The 17,778-nt window shown below is 72.0% G+C and carries 14 protein-coding genes; 6 read left to right on the top strand and 8 right to left on the bottom strand.

Translation table 11 applies throughout. The features are described from left to right. Positions 1–59: 59 nt before the first annotated feature. The 3 genes from ACZ52J_RS17670 to ggt all read right to left on the bottom strand — a co-directional run bounded on the left by ACZ52J_RS17670 (position 60) and on the right by ggt (position 3,647). Entirely contained in the window at positions 60–650 is a 591-nt protein-coding gene (locus ACZ52J_RS17670; protein ID WP_465619792.1) for a hypothetical protein, read from the bottom strand. A gap of 230 nt (positions 651–880) precedes the next feature. Further along, a complete protein-coding gene (locus ACZ52J_RS17665) occupies positions 881–1,684 on the bottom strand; it encodes an exodeoxyribonuclease III (protein ID WP_360489957.1) in 804 nt (267 codons plus the stop codon). Positions 1,685–1,856: 172 nt separating this feature from the next. After that, entirely contained in the window at positions 1,857–3,647 is a 1,791-nt protein-coding gene (gene ggt / locus ACZ52J_RS17660) for a gamma-glutamyltransferase (protein ID WP_465619790.1), read from the bottom strand. Between the two features lie 311 nt (positions 3,648–3,958). On the opposite strand from ggt, the gene ACZ52J_RS17655 reads away from it, so the two are divergent. After that, positions 3,959–4,597 (top strand): hypothetical protein, encoded by a 639-nt coding sequence (locus ACZ52J_RS17655; protein WP_465619788.1) that lies wholly within the window; start codon positions 3,959–3,961, stop codon positions 4,595–4,597. Between the two features lie 108 nt (positions 4,598–4,705). On the opposite strand, the gene ACZ52J_RS17650 is transcribed toward ACZ52J_RS17655, so the two are convergent. The 4 genes from ACZ52J_RS17650 to ACZ52J_RS17635 are packed head-to-tail and all read right to left on the bottom strand — an operon-like array spanning position 4,706 to position 8,731. After that, positions 4,706–5,812, bottom strand: coding sequence for an ROK family glucokinase (locus ACZ52J_RS17650; protein WP_360489963.1), 1,107 nt, complete (start codon positions 5,810–5,812; stop codon positions 4,706–4,708). Further along, positions 5,809–6,636, bottom strand: a complete 828-nt coding sequence (locus ACZ52J_RS17645) for an ATP-binding cassette domain-containing protein (RefSeq protein WP_465619786.1) — start codon at positions 6,634–6,636, stop codon at positions 5,809–5,811. Before ACZ52J_RS17645 ends, ACZ52J_RS17650 begins: the two co-directional genes overlap by 4 nt. Before the next feature lie 29 nt (positions 6,637–6,665). Next, a complete protein-coding gene (locus tag ACZ52J_RS17640) occupies positions 6,666–7,709 on the bottom strand; it encodes an ABC transporter permease (protein ID WP_360489967.1) in 1,044 nt (347 codons plus the stop codon). Then, positions 7,706–8,731 carry a sugar ABC transporter substrate-binding protein gene (locus ACZ52J_RS17635; RefSeq protein WP_465619783.1) on the bottom strand — a complete coding sequence of 342 codons (1,026 nt, stop codon included), beginning with the start codon at positions 8,729–8,731 and terminating at the stop codon, positions 7,706–7,708. The genes ACZ52J_RS17640 and ACZ52J_RS17635 overlap by 4 nt, the downstream gene beginning before the upstream one ends. Before the next feature lie 356 nt (positions 8,732–9,087). Here ACZ52J_RS17635 and ACZ52J_RS17630 point away from each other — a divergent pair, with 356 nt between their 5' ends. Continuing rightward, positions 9,088–10,161 (top strand): alpha/beta hydrolase, encoded by a 1,074-nt coding sequence (locus ACZ52J_RS17630; RefSeq protein WP_465619781.1) that lies wholly within the window; start codon positions 9,088–9,090, stop codon positions 10,159–10,161. A 130-nt stretch (positions 10,162–10,291) separates the two neighbouring features. On the opposite strand, the gene ACZ52J_RS17625 is transcribed toward ACZ52J_RS17630, so the two are convergent. Then, complete coding sequence (locus ACZ52J_RS17625; protein ID WP_465619779.1) at positions 10,292–11,884, bottom strand: PucR family transcriptional regulator; 1,593 nt, start codon at positions 11,882–11,884, stop codon at positions 10,292–10,294. A gap of 400 nt (positions 11,885–12,284) precedes the next feature. On the opposite strand from ACZ52J_RS17625, the gene ACZ52J_RS17620 reads away from it, so the two are divergent. The 4 genes from ACZ52J_RS17620 to ACZ52J_RS17605 all read left to right on the top strand — a co-directional run bounded on the left by ACZ52J_RS17620 (position 12,285) and on the right by ACZ52J_RS17605 (position 17,753). Continuing rightward, positions 12,285–13,172, top strand: coding sequence for an FAD binding domain-containing protein (locus ACZ52J_RS17620; protein WP_465619777.1), 888 nt, complete (start codon positions 12,285–12,287; stop codon positions 13,170–13,172). Further along, positions 13,169–13,657 carry a (2Fe-2S)-binding protein gene (locus ACZ52J_RS17615; protein ID WP_360489977.1) on the top strand — a complete coding sequence of 163 codons (489 nt, stop codon included), beginning with the start codon at positions 13,169–13,171 and terminating at the stop codon, positions 13,655–13,657. The genes ACZ52J_RS17620 and ACZ52J_RS17615 overlap by 4 nt, the downstream gene beginning before the upstream one ends. After that, positions 13,654–16,020 (top strand): xanthine dehydrogenase subunit D, encoded by a 2,367-nt coding sequence (gene pucD / locus ACZ52J_RS17610; protein WP_360489979.1) that lies wholly within the window; start codon positions 13,654–13,656, stop codon positions 16,018–16,020. Before ACZ52J_RS17615 ends, pucD begins: the two co-directional genes overlap by 4 nt. 251 nt (positions 16,021–16,271) lie before the next feature. Beyond that, positions 16,272–17,753, top strand: a complete 1,482-nt coding sequence (locus ACZ52J_RS17605; RefSeq protein ID WP_465619774.1) for an NCS2 family permease — start codon at positions 16,272–16,274, stop codon at positions 17,751–17,753. Positions 17,754–17,778: the final 25 nt, after the last annotated feature.

The following is a 17,778-nucleotide window of genomic DNA, read 5'->3' as shown; positions in this document are numbered from 1 at the left end:
CCGCCGGACCCGTCAGGGTCCGGCGGCGCGGCGCTGCGGCGCGAAGGGGGTGAGGGCCGTCAGGCACCGCGCCTCCGAAGCAGCCAGAAGCCGCCGACACCTCCCGCGACCAGCGCGAGACCGCCGGCCAGCTCCGCCGGGTCCTCCACGACCGAGCCGCCGAGGCCGGTCTGCACGGCACCGTGCGGGGCGACCTGCTGGCTGCCGGCGCCGGACTGCCCGAGCGAGCCGGCCCACTCCCCCGCCGCCTTGCCCCAGTCGCCGAGGCTCTTGTCGGGAGTGGTGGTGGCGGCGACGGTGGTGACCGTCACGGTGGTGGAGAAGGCGCCGCCGTCCGGGCAGGTGCCGTCGACCTTGCTGTCCCCGGAGTGCTGGGAGGCCAGCCGGGCGGAGCCGGTGTGCTTGCCGTCGGAGCCCAGGGTGAGGGTCGCCGGGCCGCCCTCGAAGGCGGCGGAGCGGGCGGTGATGGTCTTGGCGTCGGGCTTGTCCGACTTCTCGCAGGAGACCGTGACCGTCACGGTCTGGCCCGGTGCGGCCTGGGACGGGCTGACCGAGGCCGCGCCGTCCCTGGCGGAAGCGAGGGGGGCCGTCAGGCCGGTCAGCGCCGTCGCGCCGATCAGGGCGGCGGCGGCCGTACGCAAGGGGCGCATGCCGGAACCTCCGGGATTCTCGGGCGCAGCCGGGGACTCCCATGTCCACGTAGTCGATCAACTGCACCCGGTCATTCACCGACGGTAGGCACGCGCCCCGCGATCAGCCAGCGCTCAGGACCGTTCGGGTTACGGCCCGCCTACCCGGGGTCACCGGCGACGGGCCCCCGGGCACGGCTCGGCGGCTGACTCATCCGGTGCCACTCAGCCGGCTGACTCATCCGCGCGGCTCACAGGTCGAGGTCCACCACGACCGGCGCGTGGTCCGAGGTGCCCTTGCCCTTGCGGGCCTCGCGGTCGACGTAGCTGTCGGTGACGGCGTCGGCGAAGGCCTTGTTGGCGTAGGTGAGGTCGATCCGCATGCCCCGGTTCTTGGGGAAGGCCAGCTGGCGGTAGTCCCAGTAGGTGTAGGGGTGGTCGTACTTCAGCGGGCGCGGCACCACGTCCTGCAGGCCGATCTCGCCGAGGGCCTCCAGCGCGGCGCGCTCGACCGGGGTGACGTGGGTGAGGCCCTCGAAGGCGGCGACGTCGAAGACGTCCTCGTCGGCCGGGGCGATGTTGAAGTCGCCGAGGACGGCGAACGGACGGGGGCCGGCGGCGTCCTCGACGGAGGCCTTGCGCAGCGCCTCCAGCCACTCCAGCTTGTAGTGGTAGTGCGCGTGGCCGACCTCGCGGCCGTTGGGCACGTAGACCGACCAGACGCGGACCGGGCCGCAGGTGGCGGCGATGGCGCGCGGCTCGACATCGGGCAGCAGGGCGCCGTCGGCGAGGTAGCCGGGCTGGCCGGGCAGGTCGCGCACGACGTCCTCCAGGCCGAGCCGGGAGACGATGGCGACGCCGTTCCACCGGCCGGTGCCGTGCGCGGCCGTCTCGTAGCCGAGCTCGCGGACCTCGTCGTACGGGAAGGCGTCGGCCGCGCACTTGAGCTCCTGGAGGCAGAGCACGTCGGGCTTGGCGCTCTCCAGCCACTCCAGGAGCTTGGGCAGCCGCGCGGTGACGGAGTTGATGTTCCAGGTGGCGATGCGGACGGTCACGGCGGGCGGCCTTCCCGGTGGTTCGGTACGGACGGAGGTACTGGCGGAGGTACGGACGGGGCGGGCCGACCCTCGTGAGGGAGGCCCACCCCGAACATACCGCCCGCCACTGACAATCCGGACGGCTCAGCACACGGGCGCCGACCCGGTCAGCACACGGGCGCCGACCGGGTCAGCGTGCGGACCGGACCACCGCCGCCGCGCCGCCGCCGCGCCGCACGGGTTCGGCGGCGGCCACCCAGCGTCCGTCCGGCAGCCGTTCCACGCCGGTGGCGGCGCCGATCTCGGCCACACCGGTGAAGGCGTGTCCGAGTGCCTCCAACTCGGCCCGCTCGGGCAGTGCCAGGAAGGCGGGCTCGGCCTGGGTCGCGGCGGTGTTGCGCTGACTGGCGCGCGGCGCGGCGATCGCCTGTTCCAGGCTCAGGCCGCGGTCCAGCCGTCCGAGCAGCACCTGCAGCGTGGTGGTGATGATGGTCGCGCCACCGGGGCTGCCGGTGGCGAGGAAGGGCTCGCCGTCGCGCAGCACGACGGTCGGGGACATCGAGGAGCGCGGCCGCTTGCCCGGGCCTGGCAGGTTGGGGTCGGGAACGCCGGGGGCGAGCGGGGCGAAGTCGAAGTCGGTCAGCTCGTTGTTGAGCAGGAAGCCCCGGCCGGGAACGGTGATTCCGCTGCCGCCGGTCTGCTCGATGGTGAGCGTGTAGGAGACGATGTTGCCCCAGCGGTCGGCGACCGTCAGGTGGGTGGTGTTGGGGCCCTCGTACGGCTCGGCGACGGCCTGGCCGGTGTCGGCGCAGTCCGCCGGGTGGCGCGGGTCGCCGGAGGCGAGCGGGCTGGTGAGCGCGTGGTCGGGGCTGATCAGGCAGGCCCGGGAGGCGGCGTAGCGCTCGGAGAGCAGTTGCTTGGTGGGCACGTCGACGGCGGCCGGGTCGCCGACCCAGCGGTTGCGGTCGGCGAAGGAGATCCGGGAGGCCTCCAGGAAGTGGTGGTAGTACTGCGTGCTGCTGTAGGCGGAGACGTCGCCGCCGTCCTCCAGGATGTTGAGCGCCTCGCCGACGGTGGTGCCGCCGGAGCTGGAGGGGGCCATCGAGTAGACGTCGTAGGCGCCGTGGGCGACGTGCGTGGGCGCCTGGTCGCGGACCCGGTAGGCGGCGAGGTCGGCGGTGTCGACGCTGCCGGGGCGGGCGTTGCGGCCGGAGGCCGGGTCGACCGGCGGGTGCTGCAGGGTGTTGACGATGTCCTCGGCCAACGTGCCCCGGTAGAAGGCCTTCACGCCGTCCTTGGCGAGCAGCCGGTAGGTCGCGGCGAGGTCCGGGTTGCGCAGGACGCTGCCGACCTCGGGGGGCTTGCCGCCGGGCAGGTACAGCTTGGCGGTGGCCGGGAAGTCCTTGAACCTGGCCTGGTTGTCGGCGGTCTGGCTGCGGAAGGTGTCGTCCACGACGAAGCCGCTGTCGGCGATCCGCTCGGCGGGTTCGAGGGTCTGGGCGAGCGAGCGGGTGCCCCACTGGCGGAGTGCGGCGTCCCAGGTGGCCGGGGTGCCGGGGACGCCCACGGAGAGGCCGCTGGTGACGGCGTCGGCGAAGGGCAGCGGTTTGCCGTCCTCCAGGAACAGCCCGGCGTCGGCGCCGCGGGCGGCGGTCTCGCGGCCGTCGATGGTGTGCACCCGACCGGTGGCGTGGTCGTAGTAGACGAAGTACCCGCCGCCGCCGATGCCGGAGGAGTACGGCTCGGTGACCCCGAGGGCCGCCGCGGCGGCGACCGCCGCGTCCACGGCGTTGCCGCCCTTGCGCAGTACCTCGATCCCGGCGGCGGTGGCGTCCGCGTCGACGGTGGCCACCGCTCCGCCCCAGCCCACCGCCTCGGGCGCCTTCGGTGGCGGGGCCGCGGCCCCGGCCGGCAGCGCGGTGGACCAGATCAGTGCGGTGCTGAGCAGCAGTGGTGGTGCCAGACGGGTCAGAACCCTCATCCGAGCCCTCCTGAGTCGACGTCAACTCAGTTGTTCCACAGGCGGGGATGATCCGACAACCACACCATGCTGCTACCGGCGGGTAGTTGACGGGGCAGCGGAGAAGGATCCGGCTTCCGGCCTTTCGGCAGGTCACATTCCGGATGCGATCGTGGTCGATGAGATGAACAGTCGTTCATGCGACGGATAGGTTGCGCGGGAGCCTCACGACTTCCTCACAAAAAGGACCAGCCCCCTCCGTGTATCCGGCCCCGGCATCCCCGCACCCTGTCGCCGCCCCCGCCCGACGCCCCTGGTGGCAGCGGCGCGGCGTGCACATCGCCAGCTTCCTCGTCTTCCCGTTCGCGGCGTTCCTGATCGCGTGGAGCCGGCCGAGGGCGCTCTGGAAGAAACTCCTCAGCACCGCGGTGGCCGCGGTCTGCTGCCTGGCCTGGATCGGCGCCTTGACCGACCCCAAGCCCGCTTCGCACACCCCCGCCCCGGCCGCGGCCACCGCAACGGCGACGGCGACGGCCGAACCGACCCCCACCACGGCCTCGCCCCCGGCCACCCCGACGCCGACGCCCACGGAGACGCCGTCCGCCGCCCCGACACCCACGCCCGAGCCCCCGGCTCCCACGCCCGCCGCCACCGTCCAGCAGCCCGGGACCGCCGCCCCTGCCCCGAAGCCCCCGAAGTCCGACCCGCCTGCCGCAACCCGACCGGCCGACGGCGGGTCCTCCACCACCGGCGGCACCTCGACCGGCGGGGGGTCGGCCACCGGCGGCGGCAGCAGCAGCGGTGGCGGTTCCTCGAGCAGCGGCGGATCCGGCACGGGCGGCAGCGCCGGAACCGTGCACCCGGGCTCGTTCTGTTCCCCGGCCGGCGCCACCGGCGTCACCAGCAAGGGCACGCCGATGGTCTGCGGCGCCGGCAGCGACGGCCGCGACCGCTGGAAGGCCGCGGGCTGACACCGCAGAGCGAACAACTGCCAAGCGACAGCCGACAGCCGACAGAGTTCAGAAGACAGATGACGAAATCTGTTCGCTGAACTCTGTCGGCTGAAAGCCGTGCCCCCCTTACAGCGCGGTGCGCTCCACCCGGCGCCGCTTGATGGTGCGGAAGCGCCGGGCGACCTGGCGGGCGAGGTCGGCTGCGCCGACCAGGCCGGCGTCGTTGCCGAGGGCGGCGTGCACGATGGCGGCCTCGGGCCGGAAGCCGCGGCCAGTGAGGGTGCGGCGGAAGGTGTCGCGGGCCGGGCCGAGCAGCAGGTCGCCGGCCTCGGAGACGCCGCCGCCGATGACGAAGCGGCCCGGGTCCAGCCCTGCGGCCAGGTTGGCGATGCCGACGCCCAGCCAGGTGCCGACCTCGTACAGCAGCTCGATGGCGATCGGGTCGCCCTCCTGCGCGGCCTCGGTGACCAGCGGGCCGGTGATGCCCTCGACCGTCCCGCCCGCCCGGGCCAGCAGCGGCTGCACGACCGGGGATTCCTCGGCGACCAGCTCACGCGCGTCGCGCACCAGCGCGTTGCCGGAGGAGTACTGCTCCCAGCAGCCGCGGTTGCCGCACGGGCAGCGGTGGCCGCCGGGCAGGACCTGCATGTGCCCGAACTCGCCCGCCAGCCCGTACTTGCCGCGGTCGACGTAGCCGTCGCGCACCACGGCGCCGCCGATGCCGGTGCCCAGGGTGAGCATCACCATGTGGTCCTCGCCGCGCCCGGCGCCGAAGCGCCACTCGGCCCAGGCGGCCGCGTTGGCGTCGTTCTCCACGATCACCGGGAAGCGCAGCCGCGCACTGAGCACCTCCCGGAGCGGCTCGTTGCGCCAGTTGAGGTGCGGGGCGAACAGCACCCGGGAGCGGTCGGCGTCGACCCAGCCGGCCGCGCCGATGCCGACCGCGTGGACGTCGTGCCGGTCGGCGAGCTGCAGCACCAGCTCGACGATGACGTCCTCGACCACCTTCGGACTCTTGCTCTTGTCCGGTGTGTCGGTGCGCAGCTTCTCCAGCACCTTGCCCTCGCCGTCGACCACCCCGGCGACCACCTTGGTGCCGCCGATGTCGACGCCGATGGTGGGCAGTCGCAGTATCCCCGCGGGCAGGGCGCGGCGGCGGCGTTCGGCGCGCGGGCCGAGGCCGAGCAGGGTGGGCAGGACGGGCGGCCGGCTGCTGCCTTGAGGGCTGGTCACGACTGCGGGGGCTCCTCACGGGAGACGGGTGCGGAGGGACGGGCCAGCTCGTGTGACAGCTCGGCGAGGTCGGAGCCGCCGGCCATCTCGGTGGTGAGCTGTTCCAGGCTGATCTCGGCGCGCGGGTGGCTGCCCGCCATCCGGCCGCGCTTGAGCAGGGTGAAGTGGTCGCCGACCAGGTACGCGTGGTGCGGGTTGTGGGTGATGAGCACGACTCCGAGTCCGGCGTCGCGGGCGGCGGTGACGTACTTGAGCACCACCCCGGACTGCTTGACACCGAGCGCTGCGGTGGGCTCGTCCAGGATCAGTGCCTTGGCGCCGAAGTGCACCGCGCGGGCGATCGCCACGCACTGGCGCTGGCCGCCGGACAGGGTGCCGATGGGCCGGTCGACGTCGTGCAGGTCGATGCCCATCCTGGCGAGCGCCTCGCGGGTGGTGGCACGCATGCTCTCGGCGTCCAGCCGCAGGCCGCCCCAGCGGCGCATGCCCTGTTCGGAGCCGAGGAAGAAGTTGCGCCAGACCGGCATCAGCGGGACGACGGCGAGGTCCTGGTAGACGGTGGCGATGCCGCGGTCCAGGGCCTGGCGCGGGGAGTCCAGGCGGACCTCCTCGCCGCCGACGGTGTAGCTGCCCTCGTCGTGCCGGTGCAGCCCCGAGATGATCTTGATCAGGGTGGACTTGCCGGCGCCGTTGTCGCCGAGCACGCAGCTGATCTCGCCGGCCCGCAGGGTCAGCGAGACGTCCTGGAGGGCCCGGACGGTGCCGTAGCTCTTGCCGACGCCCTCGAGGGAGAGGAGTTCCTCGTTCATCGGAACCTCGCTCATCGGAACCTCGCTCATCGAATCCCCGGTGCTCATCGCGGCCCCCGCTCGGCCCGGTGCTTGACGTAGGCGTTCAGCAGCGCGGCCAGCAGCAGCATCGCGCCGAGGAAGAACTTGAACCAGTCCGGGTTCCACTGGGCGTAGATGATGCCCTTGCTGGCCATGCCGAAGATCAGCGCGCCGAGCGCGGAGCCGACCACCGAGCCGTAGCCGCCGGTGATCAGGCAGCCGCCGATGACGGCCGCGACGATGTAGATCAGCTCGTTGCCGACGCCCTCGCCGGACTGCACGGTGTCGAAGGAGAACAGCAGGTGCTGGCCGAGCACCCAGGCGCCGAAGCCGACGCCCAGGTAGAGGAGGGTCTTGGTCCGGGCGACCGGCACGCCGACGGCGCGGGCGGCTTCCGCGTCACCGCCGACGGCGAAGATCCAGTTGCCGAAGCGGGTGCGCAGCAGCACCCAGCTGCCCACCACCAGCAGGCCGAGCCACCACCAGACGGTCGCCTTGATCGTCAGCCCGCCGACCGTGACCTCGGAGGCGAACAGTCGGCGGCAGGTCTCGAAGCCCTCCATGTCGGCGATCGACTTGGTGGAGACGGTGCCGGAGATCGCCTTGGTGACGCCCAGGTTGGCGCCGGTCAGCATCAGGAACGTGCCGAGGGTGACGATGAAGCTGGGCAGCTTGGTGCGGCCGAGCATCCAGCCGTTGAACCAGCCGATGGCCAGCGTGGTCGCGAGCGAGACCAGCACACCGACCCAGGTCACCGCGGTGAACTGGTAGGAGACCATCGAGGAGGTCAGCGCGGCGGTGGTGACCATCACACCGGCCGAGAGGTCGAACTCGCCGCCGATCATCAGCAGCGAGACCGGCACCGCCATGATCCCGATGGTGGACGCCGCGTAGAGCACGGTGCCCAGCGAGGAGAGCCGCAGGAAGGGCTCGGCGACGGCGGCGAAGACCACGAAGACCGCGACGGCGGCGATCAGCGAACCCAGCTCCGGGCGGGCGAGGAGCCGCCGCAGGGCCGCCGGACGGTCCTGGACGAGGCCGTCCTGGGCGAGGAGGTCCGAGCTCACCGGGTCCCCCTCGCCACGTACTCGGCGAGCGCGTCGGCGTTGTCCTTGGTCAGGATCTGCGGGCCGGTCTCGACCGGCTTGCCGCCGCCGAGCATGTCCAGGTTGGACTTGTAGAGCCAGAGCAGGTCGACGCCCTCGTAGCCCTGGAGGTAGGGCTGCTGGTCGACGGCGAAGCCGACACTGCCGGACTTGAGCCCGGCCACCACCTGCGGGCCGAGGTCGAAGGTGTCCAGCTCCGCCGGGCGGTGGGTGTCCTGGATGGCCTGCAGCCCGGTGGCGGCCATCGAGCCGGAGAGGGTGAGCACGGTGTCGATGGCCGGGTCGGCCTGGAGCTTGGCGGAGATCGCGGCGCGGGCGTCGGGCATGTCGACGCCGTTGACGTAGAGCACCTGGAAGGACCCGCCGGCCTTGGACTGGGCGCCGGAGCAGCGCTGCTCCTGGCCGACGTTGCCCTGCTCGTGGATGACGCAGAGCACGTTCTTGCGGCCGCGGCCGGCCAGCTCGGTACCGGCCGCCTGGCCGGCGGTGGACTCGTCCTGGCCGATGTGGGTGAGCGCGCCGAACTTCTGCGAGTAGTCCTGGCCGGAGTTGACGGTGATCACGGGGATGCCCGCCGCCTTGGCCTTGGCGAGGACGTCGGCCATGGCGTCGCCCTTGGCGAGCGTGACCAGCAGGCCGTCGACCTTCTGGTCGATGGCGGCCTGGACGAGCTGGACCTGGTTCTGGGTCTGCGCGTCGTTCGAGTACAGGAAGGTGATGTTGTCCTTGGCCGCGGCCTGCTCGGCGCCCTTGCGCACGGTGTCCCAGAAGGCGTCGCCGGGGCCGGAGTGGGTCACCATGGCGACCTTCCAGCGCGGGGTGGTGACGGCACTGCCGGCCGCGGTCGCGGCCTTGGCGCGGGCCTCCTCGGCGCGTCTGCCTCCGGTACTGCTGCATCCGGCCGCGGTGACCGCGAGGGCCAGGACGGCGCACACGGGCCAGAGGCGTCGGGACGGGCGAAAGCGGGTGATGCTCATCCCCATAGTCTCCCTGGCGGGGTCTCGCGCATTCGCACCGCCTCGCCCGGCGGCGCGAACGCCCCGGGAGGTAAGGTGCCGCGGGGGACCTTTCCTGGAAGTTCGCTGAACATCTGGCCCGGACGACCTCCGTCCGAGTGACAGACTGGGCGCCGATCCGAAGGGGGATCATCACGAGAACGTGATGTTCCTCTCAGGTTCCGCACAGATTCGGACGGCAACCGATCACCGGTTATCGGCCGTCTGATGCCATTGACGTGCGTTCGGGCGAATGGGACCCGGGCGGCGAGCGACCCGGATACGAGAACTTGATGGAACTGACAGGTACGCCATTCTTCATCCTCACCGTCATCCTTGTGCCGGTGTCCATCACAGTGGCGTTGCTGTTCTGGGGGAAGGTCGGCGGCCCTCAGCCGGTGAAGACCCTCACCCGGATCGTCATGATCATGTTCTGCCAGATCACGGCCGTCCTGATGGTCTTCGTGATGGTCAACAACGCCAACCTGATCTACGGCAACTGGGACGACCTGCTCGGCACCGGCAACCACGTCCGCGCGGTGCCCCCGGTGCCCCCGGCGGACGGGGCCGGCAACCCGGGCGGTGACGCCGCCAAGGAGGCGCCGAAGGTCAAGCAGAGCTTCGGCGGCGTGAACGACCCGGCGGTCCCCAACGACGTGCAGAAGACCGAGCTCAAGGGCCAGGTCTCCGGCGTCGACGGCGAGGTGCTGGTCTGGCTGCCGCCGCAGTACAACGAGCCGGCGTACAAGGACAAGAAGTTCCCCGTGGTCGAGCTGATCCCGGGCTTCCCGGGCTCCTCCTCCACCTGGTACGGCACGCTCAAGGTCTCCGAGCAGCTCAAGCCGCTGATGCAGCAGGGCAAGGTCGCCCCGTTCATCCTGGTCTCGCCGCGCACCCTGCTGCTCGGCAGCAACCAGGACGCCGGCTGCACCGACATCCCCGGGAAGGTCAACGCCGACGCCTGGATCACCCGGGACGTCCCGCAGATGGTGCTGGACAACTTCCGCGCCGACCCGTCCGCCGACCGCTGGGCGATCGCCGGCTACTCGGCCGGCGCGCACTGCGCGGCCAAGCTGTCGCTGGCCCACCCCAACCGGTACCGGGCCGCCATCGCGATGTCCGGCTACAACGACCCCGCGAACGAGAAGGACTCGCTGGTCGGCAAGGACCCCAAGCTGCGCGAGGCCAACAACCCGGTCACCATCCTGAAGTCCGCCCCGCAGCCGCCGAAGGTCGCCATGCTCGTCAGCGGCTCGAAGGGCGACGGCTACGAGGACGGCGAGGCCATCCGCGCCGCCGCCAAGGCCCCGACCACCGTCCAGGTCGAGGAGGGCACCGGCCCGCACACCACCGAGCAGTGGAAGAAGGCGGTCCCGAGCGCCTTCCAGTGGCTGACCTCGATCATCCCGGCGCAGTAGCCGACCCGGGTACCCCGGTACGACGAGGGCCCGCCGCGATCACGTCGCGGCGGGCCCTTCCGTTTGCCTGAGGCCGTGTGCCACCGTACGTCGAAGCCCCCGTGCCGGAGCCCGCCGGCCGAACGACCCGTCAGGCCAGTTCGAGCGCCAGGTAGAAGTCCACCCGGTCCTCCAGCCGGGAGAGGTCACGCCCGGTCAGCTCCTCGATCCGGCCGATCCGGTAGCGCAGGGTGTTCACGTGGACGTGCAGCTGCGCGGCGCAGCGGGTCCAGGAGCCGTCCGAGCGCAGGAAGGCCTCCAGGGTGCGGACCAGGTCCGCCTGGTGCTCGATGTCGTACGCGATCACCTTGTCGAGCAGCCTGCTGCGGAAAGCGCGGCGGACCTCGTCCGGGACGGCGGCCAGCAGCAGGACGTGCGAGGCGAGTTCCTCGGGGCCCGCGACGCAGACCCGGCCGACCCGGGAGGCGGCGATCCGGCGGGCGTGCCGGGCCTCCTCCAGGGCGCCGCGCAGGCCGCCGGCCTCGGAGGCGGGGGCGGAGACGCCGAGGGTGATCCGGCCCTCGGAGCCGAGCCCGGCCTCCAGCGGGGCGAGCAGGTCGCGCATGGTGTCGGCGGGCACCGGGCTGTCCAGGGCGGGCAGCACCACGACGGCGCCATTGCCCGTCCCGGCGACCAGGGCGCGGTCGCTGGTGACGCCGAGCGCCTCCTCCAGGACGGCCCGGACGGCGCCCTCGGGCAGGCCGGTGCCCTCGGCGCTGATCACCAGCCAGGAGCCTTCCTCGGCCCGGGTCTTGGGCTCGGGGAGCTCGTAGCGGGCGGCCATCGCCGAGGAGGCGTACAGGGTGCGGCTGATCTCGGCCGGGTCGGCGTCGCGGCGCAGCAGGGCGAGCACCTCGTCGGCGAGGCGGCGGCGCAGCCGGCGGCCCTCGTCGCGGCGGTGGCGCTCGGCGGCGACCAGGCGGGCCAGGTTCTCGGCGAGCTGCTGGCGCTTGGTGGTCCACTCGGTGATGTCGCCGGCCACCGCGAGCATCCAGTCGGCGAGCGACACCTCTTGCTCGGCGGAGGCCACGGCGGGCAGCAGGGAGTAGGAGCCGGCGGCCAGGCGGGCCCGGTGCGGGGGGCGGCGGCGCTGGCGCTGGGCGGCGAGGTGGGCGCGGACCAGCTGGTCGCGGTCCTCGGCGGAGAGCCGGTCGGCGGGGCCGGCGATCACCGCACCGGTGGGGGCGAGCACCCAGCAGTCCAGGTCGAGGTCGCCGCCGAGCAGGTCGAGCACCGCGTCCAGGCCGCCGCCGCCGGCCGCCGAGACCAGCAGCCGGTGCCGGTCGACGAGGGCGGCGAGGTCGGCGGCGCGGTCGGCGGAGACCTGGCGGCCGATGAACTCGGTGACGGTGCCGAAGGCGATGTCGTCGGGGACGGCCAGCAGCGGCATCCGGTGCCGGCGGCAGGCCTCGACCAGGTCCGCGGGCACCGGGCCGACCTCGGCCTCGCCGGCCGCGAGGGCGACCGCGCCGCCGGCCGCGAGGGTCCGCACGAAGCGCTCGGAGTCGGCCGGGACGGTGCGCCAGAGCATGCCGGTGAGCACCAGTTCGCCACCGTGGAGGTAGCGGCCGGGGTCCTGCAGGTCCGTGGTCATCACGCCGCTGACCTGCCGGTCCAGCTCTTCCTCGGCCGCGAGCAGGCGCAGTCTCGGGGCGCCGGGGGCGAGCAGGTCACGAACGCGCATCCGCGGACTCCTTGGGGGACGGGATCGGGGGCCGGATCGGGGGGCCGGATCGGGGCTGGGCGGGGCCGGATCGGGGAAACGGAGGGGTGGGGGGGGTGACCGGTCCTTCGGTCCGGGGGTCACAGTGTGCCCGAACATCCGTGCTCGGCGTTACGCACCAGCGGGCGCTCGGATCACGGGGCCGTAGCCCGTCCGTCACGGCCGGATTACGGTCGTAGGTAGCACTCGGCGGAGACCTGGGCTGCGAAATTCTGCTCCTTAGAGGAACGTACAGGATGCCGGGCGGGACCACAGCCGGGGCTTCATGCCATCGGTGACTGCCAGTGGGCCGCGTCACAGGAGTTCACTGGGCGACACGCCGCCGGACACCCGGCAGGCGACGACTTGAGGAGACACCCGCATGGAGTTCCTTCGGCCCGCCACCTGGGACGAGGCACTCGCGGCGAAGGCTGAGTACCCGACCGCGCTGCCCATCTCGGGTGGTACGGACGTCATGGTCGAGATGAACTTCGACGTGCACCGGCCATCCGCGATTCTCGACCTGAACCGCATCACCGAGCTCACCGAATGGTCCAACGACGGCAGCGTCGTCAAGCTCGGCGCCTCGGTCCCGTACACCCGGATCATCGACGAGCTGTCCGGGCCGCTGCCCGGGCTCGCCCTGGCGGCCCACACCGTCGGCTCGCCGCAGATCCGCAACCGCGGCGGGGTCGGCGGCAACCTCGGCGGGGCCTCCCCGGCCGGTGACGCGCACCCCGCGCTGCTGGCGGCCGGGCGGGACGTGTTCGTGGAGGCGGCCTCGGTGCGCGGCACCCGGATGATCCCGATCGACGAGTTCTACCTCGGCGTGAAGCGCAACAGTCTGGCGGCCGACGAGCTGATCCGGGCGGTGCACATCCCGGTGGCGGACGGCCCGCAGCAGTTCTCGAAGATCGGCACCCGCAACGCCATGGTGATCGCGGTCTGCGCGTTCGGCTTCGCCCTCCACCCGAAGAACGGGACCGTCGGCACCGGGATCGGTTCGGCTGCCCCCACGCCGCGCCGCGCCGTCGAGGCCGAGGAGTACCTGCAGGGCGTGCTCGCCGAGCGCGGGCTCTGGGAGTCCGGCGACCTGCTGGGCGCCGAGGTGATCCAGCGGTTCGGCGAGCTGGTGAAGGCCGCGGCCTCGCCGATCGACGACGTCCGGGGCACCGCCGACTACCGGCGCCACTCCCTGGCCGTGATGGCCCGCCGCACCCTCACCTGGTGTTGGAACGACTACAGCAAGCAGATCAGGAGTGCGGCATGAGGGTCACTTTCACCGCCAACGGCAAGCCGGTCGAGGCCGACGACGTGTGGGAGGGCGAGAGCCTGCTCTACGTGCTGCGCGAGCGGGTCGGCCTGCCGGGCTCGAAGAACGCCTGCGAGCAGGGCGAGTGCGGCTCCTGCACGGTCTACCTGGACGGCGTCCCGGTCTGCTCCTGCCTGGTCGCGGCCGGCCAGGTGCAGGACCGCGAGGTCCGCACGGTCGAGGGGCTGAGCGAGGAGAACGGCGAACTGGGCCTGGTCCAGCAGGCGTTCATCGACGCCGGCGCCGTCCAGTGCGGCTTCTGCACCCCCGGCCTGCTGGTGCAGACCGACGCCCTGCTGGAGCGAGACGCCCAGCCGAGCGACAACGACATCCGCGAGGCCCTGTCCGGCAACCTGTGCCGCTGCACCGGCTACGAGAAGATCATGGACGCGGTGCGGCTCGCCTCGGCCCGCAAGTGCTCCGGAAAGGCCGTGACGGAATGAGCGCTCGTACGATCCAGGGCCAGAAGAACCTGCAGAACATCAACCAGGCGTCCAAGGACGGCATCGGCGGCTCGCCGCTGCGCCCGGACGGCAACCTGAAGGTCAAGGGCGAGTTCGCCTACTCGTCGGACATGTGGCACGAGGACATGCTGTGGGGTATGGCGCTGCGCTCGCCGCACCCCCGCGCCAACATCCTCTCGGTGGACATCTCCGAGGCGCTCAAGGTGCCCGGCGTGTACGCGGTGCTGACCCACGAGGACATCCCCGGCGCCAAGTACTACGGACTGGAGATCAAGGACCAGCCGGCCCTGGCCATCGACAAGATCCGGTACCACGGCGAGGCGATCGCGCTGGTCGCCGCCGACCACCCGGAGACCGCCCGCCGCGCGGTGAAGAAGATCGTGGTCGAGTACGAGGTGCTCACCCCGATCGTCACCGAGGAGCAGTGCCTCGACCCGCAGACGCACGGCTACGTCCACGAGCCGCACGAGTACAAGTCGCACGCCTACGGCAACATCTGCCACGAGCAGAAGCTGGTCTCCGGCCTCGGCGTGACGGACGAGGTACGGGCGCTGGCGGACGTCATCGTCAGCGGCGACTACGAGGTCGGCATGCAGGACCAGGCCTTCCTCGGCCCCGAGTCCGGCCTGGCGGTGCCCGCCGAGGACGGCGGCATCGACCTCTACATCGCCACCCAGTGGCTGCACGTGGACCGCGAGCAGATGGCCCCGGTGCTCGACCTGCCCGAGGAGAAGGTCCGGCTGACGCTGGCCGGCGTCGGCGGCGCCTTCGGCGGCCGCGAGGACATCTCGATGCAGATCCACGCCTGCCTGCTGGCCCAGCACACCGGCAAGCCGGTCAAGATCGTCTACGCCCGGGACGAGTCCTTCTACGGCCACGTGCACCGCCACCCGGCGCGGATGCACTACGAGCACGGTGCCACCCGCGACGGCAAGCTGGTCTTCGCCGACTGCCGGATCGTGCTGGACGGCGGCGCGTACGCCTCCGCCTCGCCGGCCGTGGTCGGCAACGCGGCCTCGCTCGGGCACGGCCCGTACGTGATCCCGAACGTCAAGATGCACGCCATCGCGCTCTACAGCAACAACCCGTCCTGCGGGGCGATGCGCGGCTTCGGCGCGGTGCAGGCCGCGTTCGGCTACGAGTCGCAGATGGACAAGCTGGCGGTCGAACTGGGCATGGACCCGGTGGAGTTGAGGCAGCTGAACGCGATGTCGGAGGGCGACTTCATGCCCACCGGCCAGCAGATCGACTCGCCCGCGCCGGTGGCCGACCTGCTGCGCCGGGCCAAGGAGATGCCGCTGCCGCCGCCGCTGGACACCGAGCACCTGGACGTGCGCCAGCTGCCGGGCGCGCTGTCCAACACCTCGCACGGCGAGGGGATCGTACGCGGCGTCGGCTACTCCGTCGGCATCAAGAACGTCGGCTTCTCCGAGGGCTTCGACGACTACTCCACCGCCCGGGTGAGGCTCGAGGTGATCGGCGGCGAGCCGGTCGCCATGGTGCACACCGCGATGGCCGAGGTCGGCCAGGGCGGCGTCACCGTGCACGCCCAGATCGCCCGCACCGAGCTCGGCGTCGAGCAGGTCACCATCCACCCGGCCAACACCGAGGTGGGATCGGCCGGTTCGACCTCGGCCTCGCGCCAGACGTACATGACCGGCGGCGCGGTGAAGCTGGCCGCCGAGGCGGTCCGGCGGGAGCTGATCGAGAAGGGCCGCCGGCGCTACGGCTGGGCCCACAAGGACATCACGCTGGCCGGCGGCAAGGTCGTCTCGGAGAGCGCCGGCGTCCTGGTCTCCATGGTGGACGTGCTCGGCGACGAGGCCATCGACCTCACCCGCGAGCACCACCACCGGCCCACCCAGGCCTTCGACAAGGAGACCGGCCAGGGCTTCGGCCACGTCCAGTACACCTTCTGCGCCAACCGCGCGGTGGTGGACGTGGACGTGGAGCTGGGCCTGGTCAAGGTGGTCGAGCTCACCGCCGTCCAGGACGTCGGCAAGGCGCTCAACCCGCTCTCCGTGGTCGGCCAGATCCAGGGCGGCTGCACCCAGGCGCTCGGCCTCGCCGTGATGGAGGAGATCATCGTGCGGGACGGCAAGGTCCGCAACGCCTCCTTCACCGACTACCTGATCCCCACCATCCTGGACACCCCGCCGATCCCGGTGGAGATCCTCGAACTTCCCGACCCCAACGCGCCGTACGGGCTGCGCGGGGTCGGCGAGGCGCCGACCGTCTCGGCGACGCCGTCCATCGTGGCCGCCATCCGCAACGCCACCGGTCTCGCGCTCACCCGGATCCCGGTCCGGCCGGAGCACCTGACCACCGAACAGCCCGGCTGACCCCGGCGGTTCACGCTTCCCCGGGGCGGCGACAGTCTTCCCCGCCGCCCCGGGGGCACCACCCCCACACCCGCTGCCCCGCCCTCGCCGGGGTTGCGCAGCGGTGCGCACCACCACCCTCAAATGCACCGTGGGCACTCCCCCCTTTCGAGTGCCCCCACAGTGAGTCGATACGTCCCCCTATGCCGCTCATGTGCCGGTAGTCAGGTCGGCTCGCCCACCCCAACCCCCTTTGACACTTGGGAGTGGACATGCCCAGGATCCCCACGGAACCCGGCACCACCGAAGACAGACCCACCGAGGACGACACCCACCCGTCGACCCCGGACCCACGCCCGAAGAGCGCGCTGGACGCCTACTTCAAGATCTCGGCCCGGGGCTCGACGCTCGCCAACGAACTGCGCGGTGGTCTCACCACCTTCATGGCGATGGCGTACATCATCCTGCTCAACCCGCTCATCCTGAGCGGCGCGGACGTCACCGGCGTCAAGCTGGACCACGCGGCACTGACCACCGCCACCGCGCTGGCGGCGGCCGTCACCACCATCCTGATGGGCGTCGTCGGCAACGTACCGCTCGCCCTCGCCGCGGGCCTCTCGGTCTCCGGCGCGGTCTCCGCGCTGGTCGTCCCCCACACCACCTGGGCGCAGGCCATGGGCCTGTGCGTGATCTACGGCCTGCTGATCGTGCTGCTGGTGGTCTCCGGGCTGCGCGAGAAGATCATGAACGGCATCCCACTGCCGCTCAAGCACGCCATCACCATCGGCATCGGCCTGTTCGTCACCGTGATCGGCCTCTACAAGGCCGGGTTCATGCACACCGGCGGCCCCACCCCGCTGTCGCTCGGCCCGACCGGAGAGCTGGCCGGCTGGCCGGTCCTGATCTTCTGCCTCACGCTACTGGCGATCTTCGTGCTGATGGCCCGCGGCATCCGCGGCGCGATCCTGATCGGCATCGCCGGCGGCACCGTGCTCGCGGTGATCGTCAACAAGGTCGCGGACGTGCCCGCCACCGCCTGGAAGAACTCCGTCCCGGTGTGGCCCGGCAGTCCCGTCTCCGCGCCCGACTTCGGCCTCTTCGGCCACGTCGACCTGTTCGGCGCCTTCGGCGGCAAGGGCATGGGCGCGATCAGCGCCTCGGTCGCGGTGTTCACCCTGGTGCTGGCCGGCTTCTTCGACGCGATGGCCACCATCATCGGCGTCGGCACCGAGGCCGGACTCGCCGACAAACAGGGCCGGATGCCCGGGCTGTCCAAGGCCCTGTTCATCGACGGCGCCGGCGGCGCGGTCGGCGGCCTGGCGGGCGCCTCCGGGCAGACCGTCTTCGTCGAATCGGCGACCGGCGTCGGCGACGGCGCCCGGACCGGGCTCGCCTCCGCCGTCACCGGCGCAATGTTCGCCCTGATGCTCTTCTTCTCGCCGATCGCCGGCATCGTCCCCGTCGAGGTGGCCTCCGCCGCCCTGGTCGTGATCGGCTCGATGATGATGAGCCAGGCCCGGCACATCGACTGGTCCGACCGCGAGGTGGCCATCCCGGCCTTCCTCACCTGCACGCTGATGCCGTTCACGTACAGCATCACCGCGGGCGTCGCGGCCGGCGTCATCTCGTACACGGTCATCAAGGCCGGGGTCGGACGCTGGCGCGAACCCGGGGTCCTGATGTGGATCCTCACCGGCGTGTTCGTCCTGTACTTCGCGCTCACGCCGATCAAGTCCTGGCTCGGCGTGCACTAGCCGGACCCGGGGGGTCGCTACCGCC

This window comes from Kitasatospora sp. NPDC034035, assembly GCF_055575755.1.
This window is presented reverse-complemented; position numbering and strand designations above follow the sequence as displayed.